General features: G+C 52.6%; 21 protein-coding genes and 2 tRNA genes. 5 read left to right on the plus strand and 18 right to left on the minus strand.

Translation table 11 applies throughout. From position 1 onward, the window contains the following. Positions 1–44 precede the first annotated feature (44 nt). From K9N21_07620 to rlmD, 11 genes are all read right to left on the minus strand, one after another. Positions 45–506 carry a prepilin-type N-terminal cleavage/methylation domain-containing protein gene (locus K9N21_07620; protein MCF8143771.1) on the minus strand — a complete coding sequence of 154 codons (462 nt, stop codon included), beginning with the start codon at positions 504–506 and terminating at the stop codon, positions 45–47. After that, complete coding sequence (locus K9N21_07625; protein ID MCF8143772.1) at positions 503–1,003, minus strand: prepilin-type N-terminal cleavage/methylation domain-containing protein; 501 nt, start codon at positions 1,001–1,003, stop codon at positions 503–505. The genes K9N21_07620 and K9N21_07625 overlap by 4 nt, the downstream gene beginning before the upstream one ends. A 75-nt stretch (positions 1,004–1,078) precedes the next feature. Next, positions 1,079–1,522 carry a type II secretion system major pseudopilin GspG gene (gene gspG / locus K9N21_07630; protein MCF8143773.1) on the minus strand — a complete coding sequence of 148 codons (444 nt, stop codon included), beginning with the start codon at positions 1,520–1,522 and terminating at the stop codon, positions 1,079–1,081. Positions 1,523–1,747: 225 nt separating this feature from the next. Beyond that, the gene (gene gspF, locus K9N21_07635; protein MCF8143774.1) at positions 1,748–2,974 is read right to left on the minus strand and encodes a type II secretion system inner membrane protein GspF; all 1,227 of its coding nucleotides are present in this window, start codon (positions 2,972–2,974) and stop codon (positions 1,748–1,750) included. 335 nt (positions 2,975–3,309) lie between these two features. Then, positions 3,310–3,471, minus strand: coding sequence for a hypothetical protein (locus K9N21_07640; protein MCF8143775.1), 162 nt, complete (start codon positions 3,469–3,471; stop codon positions 3,310–3,312). Between the two features lie 40 nt (positions 3,472–3,511). After that, a complete protein-coding gene (gene nrfD / locus K9N21_07645; GenBank protein ID MCF8143776.1) occupies positions 3,512–4,753 on the minus strand; it encodes a polysulfide reductase NrfD in 1,242 nt (413 codons plus the stop codon). Between the two features lie 18 nt (positions 4,754–4,771). Then, positions 4,772–5,614 carry a 4Fe-4S dicluster domain-containing protein gene (locus K9N21_07650; protein ID MCF8143777.1) on the minus strand — a complete coding sequence of 281 codons (843 nt, stop codon included), beginning with the start codon at positions 5,612–5,614 and terminating at the stop codon, positions 4,772–4,774. Positions 5,615–5,775: 161 nt separating this feature from the next. Then, entirely contained in the window at positions 5,776–8,220 is a 2,445-nt protein-coding gene (locus K9N21_07655) for a molybdopterin-dependent oxidoreductase (GenBank protein MCF8143778.1), read from the minus strand. Between the two features lie 13 nt (positions 8,221–8,233). Then, a complete protein-coding gene (locus K9N21_07660; GenBank protein MCF8143779.1) occupies positions 8,234–8,875 on the minus strand; it encodes a cytochrome c family protein in 642 nt (213 codons plus the stop codon). A 209-nt stretch (positions 8,876–9,084) separates the two neighbouring features. Beyond that, positions 9,085–9,270 (minus strand): 30S ribosomal protein S21, encoded by a 186-nt coding sequence (gene rpsU, locus K9N21_07665; protein MCF8143780.1) that lies wholly within the window; start codon positions 9,268–9,270, stop codon positions 9,085–9,087. A gap of 553 nt (positions 9,271–9,823) precedes the next feature. Beyond that, complete coding sequence (rlmD, locus tag K9N21_07670; protein ID MCF8143781.1) at positions 9,824–11,218, minus strand: 23S rRNA (uracil(1939)-C(5))-methyltransferase RlmD; 1,395 nt, start codon at positions 11,216–11,218, stop codon at positions 9,824–9,826. 445 nt (positions 11,219–11,663) lie between these two features. Between rlmD and K9N21_07675 the strand changes: the two genes are divergently transcribed. Together K9N21_07675 and K9N21_07680 are read left to right on the plus strand one after the other, a co-directional pair. Further along, the gene (locus K9N21_07675) at positions 11,664–12,548 is read left to right on the plus strand and encodes a nicotianamine synthase (protein ID MCF8143782.1); all 885 of its coding nucleotides are present in this window, start codon (positions 11,664–11,666) and stop codon (positions 12,546–12,548) included. Continuing rightward, positions 12,548–13,366: a methyltransferase gene (locus tag K9N21_07680; protein MCF8143783.1), complete on the plus strand. Its 819-nt coding sequence runs from the start codon at positions 12,548–12,550 to the stop codon at positions 13,364–13,366. Before K9N21_07675 ends, K9N21_07680 begins: the two co-directional genes overlap by 1 nt. A 65-nt stretch (positions 13,367–13,431) precedes the next feature. Here K9N21_07680 and K9N21_07685 read toward each other — a convergent pair whose 3' ends face one another. The 3 genes from K9N21_07685 to K9N21_07695 form a co-directional block, all read right to left on the minus strand. After that, complete coding sequence (locus tag K9N21_07685) at positions 13,432–13,647, minus strand: hypothetical protein (protein MCF8143784.1); 216 nt, start codon at positions 13,645–13,647, stop codon at positions 13,432–13,434. Between the two features lie 703 nt (positions 13,648–14,350). Next, positions 14,351–14,426, minus strand: a tRNA-Lys gene (locus K9N21_07690). Positions 14,427–14,451: 25 nt separating this feature from the next. After that, positions 14,452–14,528, minus strand: a tRNA-Arg gene (locus K9N21_07695). 129 nt (positions 14,529–14,657) lie between these two features. Between K9N21_07695 and rplM the strand changes: the two genes are divergently transcribed. The 3 genes from rplM to truA all read left to right on the plus strand — a co-directional run bounded on the left by rplM (position 14,658) and on the right by truA (position 16,289). Further along, positions 14,658–15,086, plus strand: a complete 429-nt coding sequence (gene rplM, locus K9N21_07700; GenBank protein MCF8143785.1) for a 50S ribosomal protein L13 — start codon at positions 14,658–14,660, stop codon at positions 15,084–15,086. Continuing rightward, positions 15,087–15,479, plus strand: a complete 393-nt coding sequence (gene rpsI / locus K9N21_07705) for a 30S ribosomal protein S9 (protein MCF8143786.1) — start codon at positions 15,087–15,089, stop codon at positions 15,477–15,479. A gap of 66 nt (positions 15,480–15,545) precedes the next feature. Next, positions 15,546–16,289, plus strand: coding sequence for a tRNA pseudouridine(38-40) synthase TruA (gene truA / locus K9N21_07710; protein ID MCF8143787.1), 744 nt, complete (start codon positions 15,546–15,548; stop codon positions 16,287–16,289). Here truA and K9N21_07715 read toward each other — a convergent pair. The 4 genes from K9N21_07715 to K9N21_07730 form a co-directional block, all read right to left on the minus strand. Further along, positions 16,286–16,444, minus strand: coding sequence for a hypothetical protein (locus tag K9N21_07715; GenBank protein MCF8143788.1), 159 nt, complete (start codon positions 16,442–16,444; stop codon positions 16,286–16,288). The two genes, truA and K9N21_07715, sit on opposite strands and share 4 nt — an antisense overlap. A gap of 268 nt (positions 16,445–16,712) precedes the next feature. After that, positions 16,713–17,732 (minus strand): AmmeMemoRadiSam system radical SAM enzyme, encoded by a 1,020-nt coding sequence (gene amrS / locus K9N21_07720; protein ID MCF8143789.1) that lies wholly within the window; start codon positions 17,730–17,732, stop codon positions 16,713–16,715. A gap of 92 nt (positions 17,733–17,824) precedes the next feature. After that, positions 17,825–18,610 (minus strand): class I SAM-dependent methyltransferase, encoded by a 786-nt coding sequence (locus K9N21_07725; GenBank protein MCF8143790.1) that lies wholly within the window; start codon positions 18,608–18,610, stop codon positions 17,825–17,827. An 87-nt stretch (positions 18,611–18,697) separates the two neighbouring features. Continuing rightward, positions 18,698–20,188, minus strand: a complete 1,491-nt coding sequence (locus K9N21_07730) for a hypothetical protein (GenBank protein ID MCF8143791.1) — start codon at positions 20,186–20,188, stop codon at positions 18,698–18,700. Positions 20,189–20,191: the final 3 nt, after the last annotated feature.

Here is a 20,191-nt window from a genome sequence, read left to right on the forward strand (position 1 = left end):
GAAGATCCCTTATCATCCCTTCTCAAAATTCAGGCAGTGGCCGCCTATGGAAAAAACCGGTACAACCTGAGTCGATAGCGATAACGGTTGTCCGGTAAAAAACGGACCTCCAGATCGATTTGTTTGAGACGTTCCGAGATCTTACCTGCCCCTTCAAATGAGACGTTATCTATGGACACCTGCCAGGCGTAATCAGGAAATTCATCACCGAAATTTCCGGAATCAGGGGCCAGGTCCTGATGATCCGTAATGGTTTCGATCTCGGCCATTTTCCCCTGGGCCAGGAGGCTGGCAGTGGTGTTGAATCGCGATTCGTTGGCCAGGAAGAGACCCTGCGACTGGGAGCCGAGAAGCGCCATGAGGGCAATCGAGATAACGGCCAGGGCGATCATCACCTCCAGAAGGGTGAAGCCGGGTGAGCGCTGAAATTTGAGATTCGGCAGCGCACGACTCCCCCAATCCCCCAATCCCTGAATCCCTGAATCTTTCAATTTCTCAACCCTCAATCAAACTCCACATATTTATCAAGGATGTTTATCTTGCTTATGAAAGGATTCAGCTCCAGGGTGATTTCCCTGCTGTCCTGCGAACGGAGGTGGACGGCCGACATCCGGGTATATCCCTTTGGCGTAAACAGGAGGGGGGCCTCTCCTTCGACGATCTTCCCTTCCCCCTTTATCCAGACATCCCGGATACGCACATTCCTGGGGAGGGAGGGCGCCTGTTCCCGGGCCAACGCCTGTTCCTCAAGGGTCATTGAGGCCCAGGTTGTCCAGCATTTATTGGAATTCAGATCCAAATGGAGCGTGTAGGCCTGTTGTTCCCGAACGGCCTCGTTTCTCAAATCGTGGATCATGCCGATCATCTTGCGGGCAACGCTCTTCAGCGGGTCGTTGAGAAGGGCATTATTCAATCGGGGGGCAGCGAAGGTGAGGACGATGCCGATCATGACAATCACCACAACGAGTTCGATAAGGGTATACCCTTTGTTGCCGGGAAACATCACCGGCCCTCCTCTGTAGAGGGGTTCTGGACGGTCATTCCGATATCCGCCCCCCGATCCCTTTTCTCCGCCCCACTAATCCAGTTCCCAGCTATTTATATCCTTGTCCTTGCCTTCCCCACCCGGTTGCCCGTCGGCGCCAAATGAAGAAAGATCGTATTCCCCGTGGACGCCGGGGCTCAGATAGACATATTCATTGCCCCAGGGATCCCTGGGGACCTTTCCCTTTTCCAGATACCCCCCCTCGCGCCAGGCCCTTGGAAGTTCTCCCACTGTGGGGGCCTCCACAAGGGCCTGAAGCCCCTGGTCGGTGGTAGGATACGACCCGCTATCCAGCTTGTATAGCCTGAGCGCGGTCTCTATGCTCTCGATCTGTACCTGGGCCTTCATCTGCCTGGCCTCTTCGGGCCGTCCCATGATTCTGGGAATAATCAGACCTGCCAGAATTCCAAGAATTACGATGACCACCATCAGTTCAATCAAGGTAAAACCCGTGTTACCCCGTTTTTGCTCAAACAATTTTTCCTCCCATCAGTGTCCGTGAATAACCAAGATGTCAATATCGATTGAGATGCCGATGCAAAAGCGCTTTTTACATGGATCCAGGAATTCAGGAACTTAAAATGCCAAACACCTGCCGGTTGAAGTAAAGAAAGGGCTCAATATCCTTACTTGCGAACAGCCGCCAAACACCGAACCTTATTCGCGTAACATTCAAGGATCTTCTATGATTGATGTAATGCCTCACCGTATCATCTGGTTCATCTCAAAGATAGGAAGAAGGATGGAAATAACCACAAACCCTACGGTGACGCCCATAGCCAGAATCATGACCGGTTCGAGCATGGAGGTCATGGCGAGGGCTTGTGATTCCACTTCCCCTTCAAAAATATCGGCAATCTTGTTGAGCATCCCCTCCACTTCCCCGCTTTGCTCTCCTGCTGAGATCATCTGTATGGCGATAGGCGGGAACCAACGACTCTTGGAAAGAGAAGCCGCAAGTCCCCTCCCTGACTGGATATCGTCTATGGCGTCATCGATAGCCTCGGCAATGCGCGTGTTGTTGACGATGTTTCTGACGATCCCGAGGGCGGAGAGAAGCGGGACACCGTTCTGAAGCAGGCTGCCCAATGTCCTGGAAAACCGCGCCATTGCGGATTTGGTATTGAGTGAACCGATCAAAGGGGCGCCCAGTTTGATCCGGTCCCACAGACGTCTTCCCCCGGGCGTCCGGATGAATCTTCTCATCAGTAAAAATCCGAATGCAACCCCACCCGCCACCAGCCACCAGAAAGATTTGAAAAAACTGCTGACGCCGATGAGTATCAGGGTCGGAAGGGGGAGGACCTGATGCATGTCATCGAATATCTTGGTGATGTTGGGGACGATGAAAGTGATCAGGAAAAAAAGTACGAGGACTCCAATAAAGATCATGAATACCGGGTATGCCAAGGCCGCCTTAAGCCGTCCTCTCAGGGCCTGCTGATGCTCAGTCAATTCTGCCAAACGATGAAGAACCAGGTCGAGCGAACCGGATTCCTCCCCCGCCTTCACCATGTTGACATAGATCTCGGAAAAGATCTTCGGGTGCTGGGCCAATGAAACGGCCAGGCTGTTTCCTTCATTCACGGACTCTTTTGTCTGGGCCAGAATCTTCTTTAGAAGGGGGCTGGAAACCTGGGAGATGAGCGCGTCCAGGGAAGAGACCAGAGTGATTCCAGCACCCAGCAAAATGGCCAGCTGCCGGGTGGCGACAGAAATTTCTCCGGGCTTGACCCGTTTGAAAAAGGTTGAGACGGGCGAATATCCGGGTGCCTTTTCCTTAAGATCGCTCGATGTTTCTTTTAGTGCGATAGGGAAGACACCGGATCCCCTCAGCTTTTGGCGTGCCGCCATCGGGCTGTCGGCGTCGATGATTCCGCTCTTGTTTTTCCCTGTCCTGTCAAAGGCCTGATATTCGTAAACAGGCATGGTGTGATATAAGATTCCAGATATTGAATGGGTGCATGATGTTAATCTTCCACCGGACGAACATGGTAGCAGGTGGCCTTGTCGGTGTCAATCAGTCAGGCATGACATCAGGAGAAATATATGCATGGCTTGCTGCAGATATGAATAAGGAATTGTGAGTTGCCTAAATCGAATCGAGGAATTTCAGGAATTGAGGAATTGACATCAGTAAAAAACTGCGCAGCCCTGGAGCTTTGGGAAATGGTACGGGGATGATTTGTGGACGGAATTGGGAGAGTTGAGAAATTGCGGACTGATCACTTCCAGAATTCCTCAATCTCTCCGGTAACTTTCTTCTAATGGAAATGCCGTTCCCGCATGAACCCCAATGCCTGCAGCCCGGTCTTTATCACGGCAACGGTAATGCCGGCACCAATAATGCCCAGCGCAATGTAGAGAAGGCCGAAAAATATCAGATATTCAATGTTCCACTGCCATTCAAATGAAAACGGTGTCATGGTATCGCTCCTTATAAGGGCCGGCCCTTATTCTGAGTTTTTATGATTCCGGGACGGGATTCAACTCCCTTTCCTTGGGAAACACGGGTAGGTACCTGTAAGCCAATGAGAAGACCAGGAAGCCGTATCCCACAACGGCCAGTCCGATGCCCCATTCCTGCCACGTGGGGAGATAACTCCAGAATCTGTCAAACGGCATGACAGGCACGGCCAGAGTGACAACAATAAACAGAAAGCGGTTCAATACGATTCCGGTGCAGGTCAACAAGGCGGCAAAAATGAGCCAGGCCTGGTTTTTCCTCCCCTGGGGGACCATGAGAATGATGGCGGGGAGAATACCGCAGAATACCATTTCCAGCACCACCAGCCACATGCCGTACGGCCCTTCTCTGAAAAAGCTTTCGAATGTCAGGCCCGCCCGCGGAACAATACCGTAGATCCAGCCTAAGTAATCAAATATTTTGAGTACAATATAGAGTGAAAGAAGCCATGCCGAGATCTTTGCCAGGAGCTGAATGGCGCTGTCAGGTACCAATTTTTTGCGGGTTAGGAATTCGGTCAACTTGGTGCAGAGGATGGTGAAGAGGGGACCGCAGGCAATGGCGGAAAGCACAAACAGAAAAAAGGTCCATGGCCAGATATAAAAGCCTTCCCTGGCGGCAAAGGGCCTGGCATACATGACGCCGAACATGCCGCCCAAAGATCCTTGGTGAAAGAACGACAGAAAGGTGCCGGTTGCGGCGAAGACAGCCATGATTTCATGGAGGTTATGTCCGAACAGCCTGAGTTCCTTGATTTCTTCCAGCTTCCGGTTTTCCAGAATGATGGGGATGAATTCGATGGCCAAGACCATCAGATAGCAGGTGATGCAGAAAGACACCTCCACCAACATGGAGTGGATATTGGCATGCCAGAAGATGAACCATCCCCTGATCGGCTGGCCGATGTCGATCCCCAGCATGGCCATGGCGCCTGAATAACAGATGAAGCCGATGATCACCGCGGTGTTAATGATATTTTTCAATTCCTTTTTTCCGATGATATAGGTCAGAAATCCGGTAAAAAAGGCGCCTGCGCCAAGCGCGATCACGGCCAGATCAAATACGATCCAGAGAGCAAATGCAAAGACATTGCTCATGTTTGTCTGGTTCAAGCCTTTCCAGAGACAGAGAAAGGCGGAGAGGCCGCCCCACGCCAAGAGGGCCAACCACGGCAGGGTCCAGAAGAAAAAGGCCCATGTCGAACATCTCTTAACTCCTTGCGGTAACAATGGGGAATCCATTACGCATCCTCCTGACATCTAAAGACTAAACGTATCGCGTCCCGGCTTGGTGGACCAGTTTTGGTTTGCCCAGGTTTTATTGACCACGGGCTGGTATTCACCGGGCAGGAAGTTGTCGCCTAATTTGCGGACCCAATCCCTGCTGGAAAGATAGTAGACCTTGGGTTCTGTACCGAGCCGTTCCAAGAGTCTGAAGGCGAACGGGTGCTTGCTGAGCTTGGAAACCTCGTGTTCGGGATTGTTAAGATCTCCGAAAGTGATGGCGTTGGCCGGACAGGCCTGGGTGCAGGCGGTCTGATACTCCTCTTCTTCAATCTCCCGCCTGTCTTCGGCATAGGCCTGCTCTTTTGCCCGCATCAGCCGGTGATGGCAGAACGTGCATTTTTCCACCACCCCCCGCATGCGGGGCGACACCTCAGGAGAGAGGTACCGTTCCAGGCCCTTGTCTTTTGGAAAATAGGTGTCCCACCAGTTAAAATATCTGACGCCGTAAGGGCACGCCGCCTGGCAGTACCGGCAACCGATACATCGGGTATATATCTGACTGACAATACCGGTGTGGGTGTCCAGTCTCGTAGCGGTCGACACACATACCGAAACACATGGGGGGTGGTGATCGCATTGCATGCAGGGTCTGGGGAAATAGCTGACCTCGGAATCGGGGAACTCTTTTCCATTGGTAATCTTGTAAAGACGCATCCAGGTTATGGTGCGTTCCTTGTCTGACTGGTCCGGCCTTACGGAAACATTGTTTTCGGCCGCACAGGCAACCATGCATGTCCCACACCCGGTGCACTTGTCAAGATCGATGACCATGCCATATTTTTGGTCGACTTTCCCCTGGTCATTTTCTTTTTTCATGAGTTACCTCACTCATATGAAACTTGAAACTCGAAATTTGGAATTGAAAGACGTCAACAAGACTCGTATAAAACACGGAAATGAAATACGCCACGGATACCGAATATCCGGTACCTCTTGAAGACGGGATTTACCAAATCGGCTGTCCCCCGTATCCATCATCACGCCTTCACCAGCTTCACCGGCGTATTCCACCAGATCGGATAGCCGCTGACAGGGTCTTCCCCTGCCTGGACAACGGCATGGGGATTCACCCCCTTTCCCTTCAGGAATTCGTCGTAGCCGGTGTGTCCGAAACCTAAGGGCATGTACACAATACCGGGCATGGCCCCTTCAAAGATATCCACGCGGGCCCGCACCTCTCCGACAGGAGATTGGACAGTCACCAGATCGCCCTGTTTGAAACCGTATTTTGCAGCGGTTTTCGGATTGATCGCGGCAAAAGACATATCCTTCAAGAGCTGGTGGTCAAAAATGGTCTTGTACAGGAACGGCGGGCTCGGTATCCACCCACTGGCCAGATTGATCATCCCATATGGGAGCATGGTCAGCGGATAGGCAGAGCGATCGTCTCCTTTTGCGGCGGCATAATGGGCCATGCAGGCCTCGTCACCCCGGATCGCAATCCCCATATCCTTGGCCGAGCCGCCCCGGATCGCCTGTTCGATGTGCTGACTGTAAAATTCGAACCGGCCGCTGGGGGTTTTGAAAAGCCCTGACCAGTCTCTCGGCTGGCCTACCGGACGATACCAGATGCCTCCGCGAACCAGCTTCTTCCACATGTCGTCAAAGGATTTATGGTCCGATTCGGCCTGTTTTCCCGCAGCCGGGTATTTCCAGGCGGGCGACTTGGCATTAAAGGCGGTTAATCCGCCGCCCGCATCAAAAAGCCCTTTTGCCCGCTCTTTCAATACATCCTCGAAGCTTTTCCATGGAAAGGCCGAGCCGACCGATTCAGCGATCGCATTGGCCAGCGCCATAATGGTATCCCCGCTGTTTCGTGTGTCGTAAATGGGCTTGACCACCGGTTTTAATACACCGTAGGAGGGATATTGCAGCCCCACAGGCCACACAATGTCATCCATTTTCTCGAGATAGGTGCAGTCCGGAAGAATCAGGTCAGCCATATTGGCTGTCTCATCCCGATAGGGGGAGAAACTGATGATAAATGGAATCTTTGTCAGTGCACGCCTGAAGCTGCCCGCGTCAGGGAGGGTAAATGCGGGATTGGCCGAGAATACCAGGAGTGTGTCGATCGGTGATCTGGGACTGCGGTTGATGGCATCTGCAAATTTATGGATCAGACTGTGGGTGAATGGATACTTTTTGGTGCCCGCCTGATCGAGTCTCGGCTTCTTGAGACCCTCCCTCGCGATATGATCCGGGGCAACCTCAGGCAGGGGGCTCAGGGGAAGCGGGTCAGGCAGAAGTACCCCCCCCGGTCGATTGATCCTCCCTGCAAGGGCGTTCAGGCTTTGAACGGCCATAAACCCATACAGGCTGCCGTTCAGTTCATTCTTGTCTTTTCCATAAATGGCGACGGGGGCCTTGGCACCCATAAATTTTGCAGCCAGTTTCACGATCACGCCCGGCTTGAGTCCGGTAATTCGGGAGACCTGCTCAGGAGAATAGTCTTTGAGAACCATCGTCTTGAAACCGGTTCGAACCATCCCATCCAGCGACTGCCAGTCGTCGAATCCAAAGGTGTGCTCGGACAAAAACCCCTTGTCATACCTTCCTGATCTGATGATCACATGGGCGAGCCCCAGGGCCAACGCAGTATCGGTTCCAGGGTTCGGCGCCACCCACAGGTCCGCCTTTGACGCGGTGTTGGATGCGCGGGACTCCACCTGAACAATCCGGGCCTTCTGCTCTGCCGGGTTGGCGTCATGCCACATGCCCCATGCATTCATTATCCTGCCGGGCGCTCCCCAGCCCTCCAGGAGGCCGCAGCCGAAACTCAAGATAAAATCGGAATTTTCAAGATCATACGCAATGGGCGCATCTCTCCCCTGCATTACGATATTCCCCATCCGATACATGTCGGACACAGAGGGGGGTCTGACGTGATTGGGGCTGCCCACGGCCTGCATGAGACGTTCGATCAGGACCGATACGGTGGTTCCCTCACGGTTACCGTCCACAGCGGCAATCGACTCCGGCCTCCCCGCCTTCCGTAGGGCGGAGATCCTGCCGGCGGCCATATCAAAGGCCTCCTTCCAGCTGATCCTTTGAAATTCACCCGAGCCTCTCATCCCCACCCGCTTCATGGGTCCGGTAAACCTCAGAGACTCATCGTAGAGCAGTTGCAGCCCGCCCATGCCGACCGGGCAGATGCTGCCGGAGTTGACAGGATAGTCTGACCGGCCCTCAATCTTTACGGCCCGGTCTTCCACCTTTCGCACTGAAATGCCGCAGCCCCCGGGGCACAGGGTGCATACAGAATTGACCTCGGAGAATTCGCCGGTCGGCGGATCAGGCACCCACGACCAGTTCTGGGTCCATATGGCAACATCATCCGTAAACTTCCAGGGAAGCGGGGTTACCTGGATGCCCACCACCCCGCCGACGACAGATGCGATGAAGTTTCTTCTGGTTAATTTCATAGTCATCTTCCCCTTATTTATGACATACAAAACAGGCGTTGTTCTGTTCCTGTCCCATCTTGGTGTGGCACTCGGCGCAGTCATCCATCTTCATACGATCCGACGGCTTTTTGTTCCAATAGAAACCGGAGATGCGTTTACCCCAGATATCCCTGCTGTACCCGGTCAACCGGTTTTCAAAATACAAGGGAAGTTTTTTATTGTCGGCAAAGTCCCCGTGACAGGTGTCGCATGCAACCTCCCCCATTTTGACGTGAGCGATATGGCTGAAGTAGACGCAGTCGGGCTGTTGTGAATAGACGAGCCAGGGGATCTGTTCTTCAGTTTCGACATATCGTTTCAAGAAGTCTTTTTCTTCCGGGGTTTCTCCAAGGGGGGATTCAGGGTCGTCATGACATTCGGTGCACTTCCCGAGTTTCGGGATGCCGACGAAAGTCCCGTCTTCGCGGAACTCATGACAGTACAAGCACTGATCTTTTTTTGTTTCGCCCTCTATACCGATATCCGGGTTCAGATGCAGCGCATGATTGAAATTGATGGGTTGGGCCTGCTTGGAATAGAGCACCTGGGGAAAGATGACCCACCCCACAATCAACGCTGCAATCAGCCCGATGAGAAAGAAGCTGACATCCTGAATCGCAACGTTAATATTCAACCATTTTGGGAAAAAACCGGCAGGAGAAGAGGTGCCCCCACTTTGAGAAGGCCTTTTGGAGGAATTCGCTGGATTTTTCATGATTGTTAAGCCTCTTACATCGGGTTTAAGGTTAATGACTAAGGGGCCAACAGCTGTTGCGTATTTACCTAACTGCTCCGCGCTTTGTCAAGGGAAAAACAATGTCCCCGGGAATTGGGATTCAGAGGCTAGAAGCGCTTGACCCGTTTGCGGCGTCTCTTGGCCGCCTTGGCCTGTTTTTTCTTCTTCTGGACGCTGGGTTTGTCATAAAACCGCCTCTCCTTGATCTCGGAAAAGAACCCCTCTTTGGTCAATTTTCGTTTAAGGTCTTTGATTGCCTTTTCGATCTGATTGTCGCGAACCACTACTTTCATAATTTGCGCACCCTTTCTGTATTTGGATTGTCCCGCAACACCCTAATATGGGTCGTGGTGCGGGCTTTGATGTTATCCGGAAATAAAAAAAAGCACCTCGGTCGTACCTGAGATGCTTTTCCCTGCCTAAAAACCAAAATCCGCCGGTGTGGCGGGCGTATCATGCGACGGTCATAAGAACATCTGATGATACCTCTCTGTTAGTAATAAAAAGGGGTTGGAAGCACTCATAGATTCCGGGGGTTATCATGAATTGATTGAGACCGGAAGCCTTTATGGCATTCTTCTCGGACGGTAGACTCCCGATCATTTAAAATTCACCCCCTTTGCCTTCCTGATTTTATAGAAACTTACTTGAAACCGTTTAATAATATTGATTGAATGGGTCGTTGTCAATCTTTTTCTTTTGTCATTTTTTTCAGTGCATCGTTAAACCGCCAGCCCCTGTGGATTATCCATTACCGCTACTGAAAAAGGGTTCCCGCGCATCCCGATGATAGGGGATTATGAACGATCGTCCAACTGCTTTCCATCCATGAGAAACCCCCATTCTCTATCCTCTCCGGAGCACCAGCCTGGCAACGGCTTCAATATGATAGGTGTGGGGAAACATGTCAACCGGCTGGATTTCCTGTACATCGTAGGAAGCGGCCATCACGGCCAGGTCCCTGGCCAATGTCGCCGGATTGCATGAGATATAGACAATTTTTTCCGGCGATAACGTCATGACCTGTGCCAGTACGTCTTTGTGCATGCCTGCCCGGGGCGGATCGATGATGAGGAGGTCCGGCGAAGCTGATATTTCCCTTAACTTTTCTCTGATGTCCCCGCATAGGAAGCGACAGTTGGTAATGCCGTTCTCACGGGCGTTCATTTCAGCATCCGATGTGGCGCTCCTGTTGATCTCAATGCCGGTGACGTCCCGGACCCTGTGGGCCAGGAAAAGGGGGATGGTTCCGGTGCCGCTATACAGGTCAAGCACTGATTCAGATCCCTTCAGGTCTGCATAACGGACCACGGTTTCATACAACCGTTCGGCTCCCCTGGAATTGGTCTGAAAAAAGGAGTTGGCCGAGATTCTGAAATTAAAAGGGCCTATTTTGTCATTGATATATCCATCCCCGAAGAGGACGGTTTCGCGCTCACCGACGGCGATGGATGCCCCCCGGCTGTTGATGTTGTTGACCACGGTGGCAACCCTTTCAAACCTATCGGTCATAAGATCGGCCAGGGGCTGAACCAGATCCTGCCGCTCTTCCGATGTGACGATATTGACCATCCACTCATTCCATGCTTCGGAATAGCGGATCGTCAGGTAACGCCAGAACCCCTGATGGGTCTTGAGACCATATACCGGGATCCCGGAGTCCCTGGCGTACTGCCTCACCAGGTCCATGATCCGGTTGCCCATATCCTGCTGAAGGAGACACGCCTCAATATCAATGACCTTCTGAAAGGCCCCGGGCACATGAAGACCCAAGGCGAAATCACCTTCTGGTTTCCGCCGATCCAGCTCATGGGGGAGATACCATCGCCGGTCGGAGAATGTGAATTCCATCTTGTTTCTGTAAGCGAATCTCTTTTCAGAAGGGAGGGCAGGATGAACGGTCACCTGCTTCAGGCCCCCGATATGCTCAAGGGCCTCCGTCACGTGATCCCTCTTATAAATCAACTGCTTTTCATAGGCCACCTGCTGCCACTGGCACCCGCCGCAGTATCCGAAATAGGGGCAGGGGGCCGTCACCCGGTCCGGAGAGGGGAAGAGAAGTTCCACCATGCCCGCCTCGGCATAATCCCGCTTTTTCTTATAGATCCTGGCTGTTATTCGATCGCCCGGCACCCCGCCCTGAACAAAGACGACAAGCCCGTCCGACCGGCCGAGTCCCCTCCCGCCATAGGCCATCCCATCTATGGTGAGCGCGATGATATCGCCTTTACGCAGTGCCATCTTTATCTTCTTCCGTAAGGGTTTTCAAAAACATATTGTTCTCCTTGGGATGATATCCTTAAGGTCTGGGCATGATCTTTCTCTCTATCCGTTTATCTTATAATCGTAGCGCATAATATCGATGCAGGCAATCGGTAAAAAAGAACCCCAAAGGCGGCCTTACGGCCGCAATCAAATGGGTTCCACCTAAGTCCCAGAAGCTTTCTGGACGCCCAAGGGCAAACTTCTTCGCACTTGCAGAGAAGTTACAGACAAGAGCTTAAAGGCCCGAGCCATGGGAAACGTGCGCAGCTCTGGGAGATCCGTTAACGTCCGGCCGATGTGCGCTTGCGCTTTCCGGGTTTTTTATTGTCGAGGGGAGAAAATGGTGATACCCTGATTCTCCAGATGCCCGGGCCTCTGAATCTTCCAGGGACTGTTCCGGCCTCAGTGAGGACGCCGCCCCATGCATGATATCAATTATTTTCACGAGCACGAACTCAAGGAACATGATTTCTTAGGTTGCTGCAAAGACTGTCAAAACAGTCTTAATATCATCCAACCCCATGTCCTGGCCTTTGCCGAGAGGATCCGGAAATATACCCGGGAGATGCTTGAAAGGCTGGCCCCGGACGAACTCTACCAGCTATACCAGCTTCTGGATGATCTGGCCCACCTCGAGGTGGGTGCGCACCTTGCCCATCTGATCCTGGAAGGAGCGGAGATCAAGGCCGTGCTCCCGTTAATCCGGTCCTATTATACCACCTTTTTTTCCATTCACGAGATGCACCTGGCAAAACAGCTGATCGCCTCCCAAGATCCCTGGGAGACCCTTGGCAAGTTTCCCCTCTATCCCCGATACGAGTCCCTGATCAGGACGCAGGTGGAGACCCTGCCCGGCCTGGCCGGCCGTAGGATAGCCTTTGTCGGCTGCGGCCCGGTACCCATGAGTCTGATCCTCATGAACCGTTTCTACCAGACGCGATCCCTGGGCCTGGAGTCGGCCGGGGAGAGCATGGGCCTGGGCAGGGAAGTGATTCGATCTCTGGGCCTGGAGAAAGACATTGAAATCGTTCATGGAGATGATTTCCTGCTCAGGGACCTGGAGTGGAACGCGGTTCTGGTTGCAGCCCTGGCAGAACCGAAAGAGAGGATCTTTCAACATCTGAGAGGCATTCTGATAGAAAAAGACAGGAACATCCCCGTCATTTACAGGACCTATACCGGAATGAGGGCTGTACTGCACGCGCCGGTAACCGCCGATGATGTGACGGGTTTCCGCACAATCAAGAAGGTGTTTCCCACGGGCCGGGTCAACAACACCACGATCTTTGCCGAGTTGGCGAGGTGATGGATTCTGAATTCCAGGTCATCAAGAAGGAACTTCTTCAAGTGGATGCCGCACTTCAGGGGCTGGCCAAGGACAAGATTGAAAAGGCGCCCCATGAGATCTATGACGTTTATCTTGAAAGACTCAACCGCCTGGCCGCAGCCCCTGTGCCGGATCACGTGGTCCGGAGGCTCGTTACGGATGGTGATCTTAAACCTGCCATTGCGCGCATTTCCGGGCTGAAGCGACAAAACGGTCTGCGTCTGGAGATCCGGTGCGCAAGATCGATAATGTCCGATGCTGACCCATGGGCCGCTCTCCAACAATTCGTCTACTACCCCAATTACCAGGCCCTGGCCCGGATGGAATATGGGGGGGCGGGGCTTCATGCCGGGGACAGGGTGGTCTTTTTAGGGAGCGGCCCGCTCCCGTTGAGCCTTATCTGCCTTTCGAGACAGTACGGTATCGAAGGGGTTGGGTTAGAACAGGAAGAGGGACGTGCCGCGCTTTCAAGAGGAGTGATCAACAAGCTGGGGCTGAGGCATCACATCCAGATCCTTTGTGAAAACCACTTTTCGCTCCCCTTGAGGGAACCGTGCAGCCTCGTCATGATAGGGGCCGATGCCCTGCCGAAGGCAGAGATATTCGACCATCTTGCAGGGATCCTTGCGCCGGGCCAGATGATTTCGTATCGGATCTATGAAAAGGGCCTGCGCCGGCTCTTTGATGTGGCGTCTGCCTTTGATCTTCCTCCGGAATTCAGGGAGTGCGGAAGGGTCCGGCCGGAACCACCGGTGAACAACACCTCTGTATTCGCCGTCAGAAGGGGTTGGCCATAAGGCGGCTCCTGTTAATCATACCGTCTGCCAGGCCGATCCCCGAAGCTCGACATGACTGACCGGGATTACCACGAATCTCCGAACATATCCTCTCCGCTATATTCAGGACCGGGGCGCCCGATGTCGCTCTCCCAGCTTGGGGGCATATCCCTGTACGGCTGGTATCGCCATGCGTGGGGATCAAATTCCGAACGTAATTCCGAGCAGGATGTCATGCAGAGGGTCAGCACCAGTAACAGTATCATTAGAATCGTCTTCGACTTCATTCTCCACACTTCCATTTCGAACCTCCAGTCTTATTCCCATAGGTCTGTAACTTCTCTTAAATAGTGTCTGAACGAAAACCCGGAAATCCAAAAAGGATGGAATCGAAAACTTGGTTTTATTAATTTCAACTCTATTCCATCAATTCGGAATTCCTCAGTTCGCAATTGTGCCTGAATCACGCCAAGGCGTGATTTTCGTTCAGGCACTGCCAAATATGCCGGGAAGGTAATTCCGTATGGGTCAAGCCCGCGCTTACATCCCCGTTAGGCAGGTCTCTTCGGAACTTTCGGGGGATACCCTGAAAAATCCGATCATGCGTCAAAAAAAAAGTGCAAAAATTAAAAAATCTGCCGATATACAGGATATAGACAATTCGATGAAGCGAATTTGCAATGCTTTTGTGAAGGAGACGGAGAATGGTTCCAGAGGTGATCACTGCAGTAGTCGTTCTCATCCTGCTGTGCGGGTTCGGCGTACGGTTTATGGGATCCATAAAAAAGGGCAAATAAAAGAAGCGTTCTAAAGGCTTTTCGTTCTCCCGCTGAATGATCATCGTCGATGTGTGTTATCTTTTATATTGAATTTCTCTTCAATCCGTCATAGATTCCCGATGTAGGGCGGCTCATTTTGCGTTTTAGCCCTGGAAATGAATCCCATCTGACCCAACCGGCAAAATAAAAGGACTTTTGGCGATATGCCATAAGTCCTTAATTTGATTGGTGGGCCTGGAAGGGCTCGAACCTTCGACCAATTGATTAAGAGTCAACTGCTCTGCCAACTGAGCTACAGGCCCCAGGGTTTCGCTGGATGTATGTAAATGGCGCGCCCGGCAGGACTCGAACCTGCGACCTACGGGTTCGAAGCCCGGCGCTCTATCCAACTGAGCTACGGGCGCCATCTCGAATGGGTAATTTTTATCAGGATCGTCACCTGTTGTCAATAGAATTTTTTTAGAAATGGCTTGACAAACTGATAAAAATAAATTATAAATCCCTTTTTATTTCTTGAAAGACAGGATGCAATCATGAAGACATTTGTTGCTAAAGAACATGAGGTCCAGAAAAAATGGTTTTTGGTGGACGCTGAAAGCAAGATTTTGGGAAGGCTTGCGGCCCAGATTGCGGTGCGCCTGAGGGGTAAACATAAGGCTATTTTCACACCACACGCCGACACGGGTGATTTTGTGGTGGTGATCAATGCGGATAAGGTCTCTCTCACCGGAAAGAAATGGAACAACAAGATCTACTATCGGCACAGCGGCTATTTGGGCGGTCTGAAAGAGATTTCGGCCAAGAAGTTGCTTGAAAAGAAACCGGAGGATGTCTTGCGTTTTGCAGTGAGGGGCATGCTCCCCAAAAACAGCCTGGGACGACGTCAATTGAAGAAACTGAAGATATATGCCGGATCAGAACACCCGCATCAGGCGCAACAATTGGAGGCATTGGAGATCTAAATGGCAGAGGGATTACTTCACGCTACGGGCAAGCGAAAAACAGCCGTGGCCAGGATCTGGATGAAGCCGGGAACAGGCCAAATAACCATCAATAAGAGGCCTGCCGACCAGTATCTGGATCGCGATGCGGACAGGGCAACCGTCTTAGAACCCCTTATCCTCACCGATCTGAGGAATAAATTCAATATTGATATCAACGTAAACGGGGGCGGCCCTTCCGGACAGGCCGGGGCCATACGGCATGGCATCAGCAGGGCCTTGGTCGACCTGGATTCAGGCCTGAGGGAAACCCTCAAGAAGGCGGGATTCCTGACCAGAGACTCAAGGATGAAGGAGCGAAAGAAATACGGGCAGCCCGGTGCCAGGGCCCGGTTCCAGTATTCCAAACGTTAAACACCGCTCATTTCATGGGACAGACAAAAGGGGAATCCAGCCCGGATTCCCCTTTATTTTGCCATTATGAATCGCAAAAACATCAAGCTCATGGTAGCCTATGACGGCACTCGCTACCACGGATGGCAGCGGCAAAAAAATGCCATGACCCTGCAGGAGGTCATGGAAGCACAGATCCGGGTGATGACCGGGGAGGCTCACAACCTCATTGCATCGGGAAGGACCGATGCGGGGGTCCATGCCCTGAATCAGGTCTGTAATTTTGTTACCCGATCTTCCATTCCCCCTCAATCATTTCAGAAAGGGCTGAACTCCCTCCTTCCGGACGATATTTTTATCAAGGATGTCCGCTGTGTCCCGATCCAATTTCATTCCCGATACAGCGCCAAGAGCAAGATCTATGAATATCGAATATTGAACAGCGAGACCCGTGATATCTTTCAGCGCAATTTTTTGTGGCAGATCAGACCCCCCCTGAATGTGGAAGCGATGGCGGTCTGTCTGTCCCACCTGAGGGGCTCACACGACTTCTCCACTTTCAGGTCGTCGGGAAGCAGCAACACCGATCCGGTCAGATCGATCCTTGCCGCCAAGATCCATGCCCCTGAAAACGGACGCCTGCGGATTGTCATGGAGGCGGACGGCTTCTTGAGACATATGGTGCGAAATATCGTCGGAACGTTGGTGGAGGTGGGGCTGGGGAAAATGGGTCCCGGCCGTTTCGAGGAGATTGTATCCATGAAAGACCGGCGGCTGGCCGGGATCAAGGCCCCCCCTCAGGGTCTGTTCCTGGTGGACGTAAGATATTAGTCGGCGGGGTCGTCTCTCTTCAAACTTCGCGTTATGGATTGGTGGATATTTTCCCAGACCTCGTCAAACGAGTTGACGGTCAACCTTCCCACCTCAATGAATTTGATCACGATCTCTTTCGTGACCTTGAGGGCAAGTTCGTCTTCTTTTTTCATTCTAAACCTTTCACGTCAGGTTGTCCGGTTTCCCTCTGCTTTGCCCAACCCGCGGACTTATGGTCGGAAACCGTTAGAAGGGGCCAAAGTGACCAAGGATGGAAAACGAAAACCAGCATCCAGCATCCAGGATAAAACCCCCGCCGAACAGAAGAAGGCCAATTAATCAATTCAGCGGGGGCGCTAAGAAGAACCCTTGAAGCCCTCCCTAGAGTCAAAAGCATATATCATTGGGCAACTGAAAAATCAATTCATGGTTTGCAGGTATTCATGCGTCCTTACGCCAGATGCCGGGGATCCGGGTGCCGCATTCCGGACACCGCCCTTCCGGAATCCGGTTCCGGTTCACCTGGAATCCCATGCGGTCGATCAAGGTCGTCCGGCAGCGGTGGCAGAAGGTGTTTTCACCCGCATCCCCCGGGATATTTCCGGTATAGACATATTGTAATCCGGCCTCGTAACCGAGATCCCTGGCCCGCCGGAGGGTCTCGACCGGCGTCACAGGCCGGTCCATAAGCCGGTAGGTGGGGTGAAACCGACTGATATGCCAGGGGATGCCCGGGTCGATGCCTGCCAGAAAACGGGCCAGGTCCCTGAGCTCTTCGTGGGAGTCGTTCAGCCCTGGGATCAGAAGCGTGGTCACTTCCAACCATATCCCCATCTCCCGCATCGCTTCTATGGTGTTGAGAACCGGTTTCAGTCTGGCGCCGCACTGTTCCTTGTAGAATCGGTCGTTGAATGCCTTGAGATCCACGTTTGCGGCGTGGAGATCTGGGTGGATCGCCTCAAGGCACTCCCTGGTCATGTAGCCATTGGATACAAAAACATTTTTCAGCCCTTTGGCAACTGCGGCCCTCGCGGTTTCAAGGACGGTCTCAATGAAGACGGTCGGTTCGGTGTAGGTATAAGAGATGGACGCGGCGCGGCAATTCAAGGTCAGTTGGATGATCTCTTCCGGGGCCATCTCCTCTCCCAAGATCCGGTTTTGGTCCGACGGCATCTGGGAGATATCTGCGTTCTGGCAGAAGGTGCACCTGAAATTGCACCCGACGGTGGCAATGGAATAGGAACTCGATCCCGGAAGAAAGTGAAACAAGGGCTTTTTTTCGATCGGGTCGCAATGGCGGGCAATGATCTTTCCATACACAAGGCTCATGAGGGTCCCGGCGCGATTTTCCCGGACCCCGCAGATCCCCCTGGCTCCGCTCTTTATCAGGCACCTGTGATTGCACAAGAAACAACGAACCTTTTCCTCCTCCAGTTTTTCATAAAGAGAAGCTTCTTTCATCTAAATTCACTCCCTATGCATAAACATGAACCAGAGGGCTTTGTTGCAGGCCCGGTCCCATTTTTTTGTCAAGGACAGCAGAAAAGAGCCACTCATAGACACTTACGCTGCTTCAGGTCTTCGAGGCTCCTTGCCGGAAACAATGACTGCCTCGCCGTTTTCAGCCTTACCTTGAGGGGGAGGTTGTCTGTATGGACCCGGTATACCATGGTAGCTGCAAGTCCCAGGAAAAACCCGAAGGGAGAATGCCTCCCCGCTGCGATTTCCTTGCCAAAGGGGACCATCTCTTCCACAAAGGAGGGGACAATCCGAATGCTTTCCCAGGAAATAGGCACGTCTCCATATGCCAACTGAAGGAGGGATTTGATCTGCCATAGATTGTAGAAGGTGGCCTGGCCAAAAAGGGGATCGCCGAAATACCCCTGAAATTTTTTCAGGATACCATTGCACGAAAGACTGTTCAGGACCCCGATGAACACCTTTCTCCGGGCGACTCTTCCTGCCTCCCGCAAGGCCGGAAGAGGGTTGTCCAGAAATTCCAGCGTATGGATAAGGACTGCCAGATCAAATTCATTGTCATCAAAAGGGAGGTCCTCAGCCATTCCCATCTTGATGACGGATCGATGTCCCAACCGGGACCTTGCTTCTTCCACCATGTCAACAGAGGCGTCCACACCGGTGACATCCAGGCCCAGTTTGTTGAACATAAGAAGATGGGTCCCATTGCCGCAGCCGATATCGAGGAGTCTTTCTCCAGGTACAGGATCAAGGACAGACAGAACCAGCGACTCCATCGACCGCTCGATGGTCCTGTTTTGTGACGAACGGCGCCACGCTTCATAAAATCTGGCGCTGTTCCTGTCGAAGATGAGTTTCATGCTGGTCACTGGATACTGGATACTGGATACTGGATGCTGGATGCTGGATACTGGATACTTGATACTGGATATATCCGGCGTCCTGTCTCAAGTCTCGCGCAAATTGCCCCTGCAACGATGAAATGCCTCCACCTCTTTTTTCAGCCAATCAGGCCAGAACGCCTCCTTGATGGGATAGCTTGCATCCAGGGCCTGGAAAGAACCGTGGCCGGTAACCCTTCGAACCCTTTCCATAACATTGTACTTGACTTCGTCCACGCCGATGAGCCGCGCCACGGCGGCATTGATCTCCTCGAGGGTCTTGCCGTACGGGGTATCGCCTTTGAATGCCCTCTGAACAGCCAGTTCCTGAAGACATTCAATCCCCCGGTGCCACTCCTTGAAAGAAGGAAATATCATGGCACCATAGGATACCCAGAATTCGAGAAACCTGGCCCCGGCATTATAGGCCACCCAGACAGAACCTCCCTCGCTCACAGTTCCTCTGACGATGCTGTCGTCTCCCATGGCGATATTTTTCCCCTTCAGCAGGGAATCCACACCCCCGAATTTGAGCCCCACTTCCTGGGATCTGGCCATCCGCACCCCCTCTTGAAAGGTCCGAACCGCCTGTGGGAGCTTAATGAGGGCGGGATAGAGATTCTTTTTCAGACCTTCTGCGATGCCCACGCTGACCCCCCAGCCCGATTCAGGATTGGGGATGACCACATCCGCCCTGGAGGATGGGTAGTGCCGGGTCAATTCCAATCCAAGTTCTCTCCGGATCTGGAAGATCTCTTTCCCCCGGAAGAGAGAGGCCACATTGCCGAAATATACCGCCTGGAAGACGTCGGGCAACATGTCATGTTCTACCAGCCTTTTTGTTTCGATCCCCTTGGATGAACAGATGGTCATCTCCCCGCCATCGTATTCCCTTGTGGTGGTCCCCCCCAGACGTCTGTGGGAGCATGATTCAGAACATACGACAAAGGAGCCGTCAATAACGGCATAACAAAAGGGCTCAAACGCCTTGTCATCATTCAGGACCACAAGATAGGTCTCTTTCCCATCGTAGATAAGCGCCGTCAGGGCAAATGTTCCTCTTCCCTCCATTCGATCCACAAGTCGTTTCCCTGCCTCGAACCCGATCCCTTCCTGGCCCAGGTATTTGTGCAGCAGTGCGCCGACAATCTCGGTTTTGTTGTTGGTTTCGAATCGGTAATCCGGTTCCAGTTCGGCCTTGATATCGTCCTCTTTGATGAGATACCCGTCCATGGTCAGGACGACCTGAAGCGGGGCCCCCCTTTTGGGGTGGATCTCGATGGGCTCAACATTAATTTTTTCAGGTATTCTGCGTTTGGTATAACCGATATTTCCGATGGCGGCCACCGGCTCCAGGTGCTGAAATGTCCTGATGATATGATAATCGATGACCTCGGCGATCCTGCCCAGTCCTTTATGGATATGAATCCCCCTTCCATTGGCCACCGCCAGACCGGTGCTGGCCTTGCCCCTGTGCTGGCAGGCGCCTGTGGCGAAAAAGGCCTTGGTCACCAGTTCATGATCATCGAGGCTGTAAAGTCCCACAATACCATCCATCTT

Source organism: Deltaproteobacteria bacterium (genome assembly GCA_021737785.1).
Lineage (GTDB): Bacteria > Desulfobacterota > DSM-4660 > Desulfatiglandales > Desulfatiglandaceae > AUK324.

What these genes read in the sequence shown, in the direction of transcription:
- K9N21_07625 (MCF8143772.1), bottom strand. Translation starts at nt 1,003, where the DNA reads ATGTTTCCCGGCAACAAAGGGTATACCCTTATCGAACTCGTTGTGGTG.
- gspF (MCF8143774.1), bottom strand. Translation starts at nt 2,974, where the DNA reads ATGCCTGTTTACGAATATCAGGCCTTTGACAGGACAGGGAAAAACAAG.
- K9N21_07640 (MCF8143775.1), bottom strand. Translation starts at nt 3,471, where the DNA reads ATGACACCGTTTTCATTTGAATGGCAGTGGAACATTGAATATCTGATA.
- nrfD (MCF8143776.1), bottom strand. Translation starts at nt 4,753, where the DNA reads ATGGATTCCCCATTGTTACCGCAAGGAGTTAAGAGATGTTCGACATGG.
- K9N21_07650 (MCF8143777.1), bottom strand. Translation starts at nt 5,614, where the DNA reads ATGAAAAAAGAAAATGACCAGGGGAAAGTCGACCAAAAATATGGCATG.
- K9N21_07655 (MCF8143778.1), bottom strand. Translation starts at nt 8,220, where the DNA reads ATGAAATTAACCAGAAGAAACTTCATCGCATCTGTCGTCGGCGGGGTG.
- rpsU (MCF8143780.1), bottom strand. Translation starts at nt 9,270, where the DNA reads ATGAAAGTAGTGGTTCGCGACAATCAGATCGAAAAGGCAATCAAAGAC.
- rlmD (MCF8143781.1), bottom strand. Translation starts at nt 11,218, where the DNA reads ATGGCACTGCGTAAAGGCGATATCATCGCGCTCACCATAGATGGGATG.
- K9N21_07675 (MCF8143782.1), top strand. Translation starts at nt 11,664, where the DNA reads ATGCATGATATCAATTATTTTCACGAGCACGAACTCAAGGAACATGAT.
- K9N21_07680 (MCF8143783.1), top strand. Translation starts at nt 12,548, where the DNA reads ATGGATTCTGAATTCCAGGTCATCAAGAAGGAACTTCTTCAAGTGGAT.
- K9N21_07685 (MCF8143784.1), bottom strand. Translation starts at nt 13,647, where the DNA reads ATGGAAGTGTGGAGAATGAAGTCGAAGACGATTCTAATGATACTGTTA.
- rplM (MCF8143785.1), top strand. Translation starts at nt 14,658, where the DNA reads ATGAAGACATTTGTTGCTAAAGAACATGAGGTCCAGAAAAAATGGTTT.
- rpsI (MCF8143786.1), top strand. Translation starts at nt 15,087, where the DNA reads ATGGCAGAGGGATTACTTCACGCTACGGGCAAGCGAAAAACAGCCGTG.
- truA (MCF8143787.1), top strand. Translation starts at nt 15,546, where the DNA reads ATGAATCGCAAAAACATCAAGCTCATGGTAGCCTATGACGGCACTCGC.
- K9N21_07715 (MCF8143788.1), bottom strand. Translation starts at nt 16,444, where the DNA reads ATGAAAAAAGAAGACGAACTTGCCCTCAAGGTCACGAAAGAGATCGTG.
- amrS (MCF8143789.1), bottom strand. Translation starts at nt 17,732, where the DNA reads ATGAAAGAAGCTTCTCTTTATGAAAAACTGGAGGAGGAAAAGGTTCGT.
- K9N21_07725 (MCF8143790.1), bottom strand. Translation starts at nt 18,610, where the DNA reads ATGAAACTCATCTTCGACAGGAACAGCGCCAGATTTTATGAAGCGTGG.
- K9N21_07730 (MCF8143791.1), bottom strand. Translation starts at nt 20,188, where the DNA reads ATGGATGGTATTGTGGGACTTTACAGCCTCGATGATCATGAACTGGTG.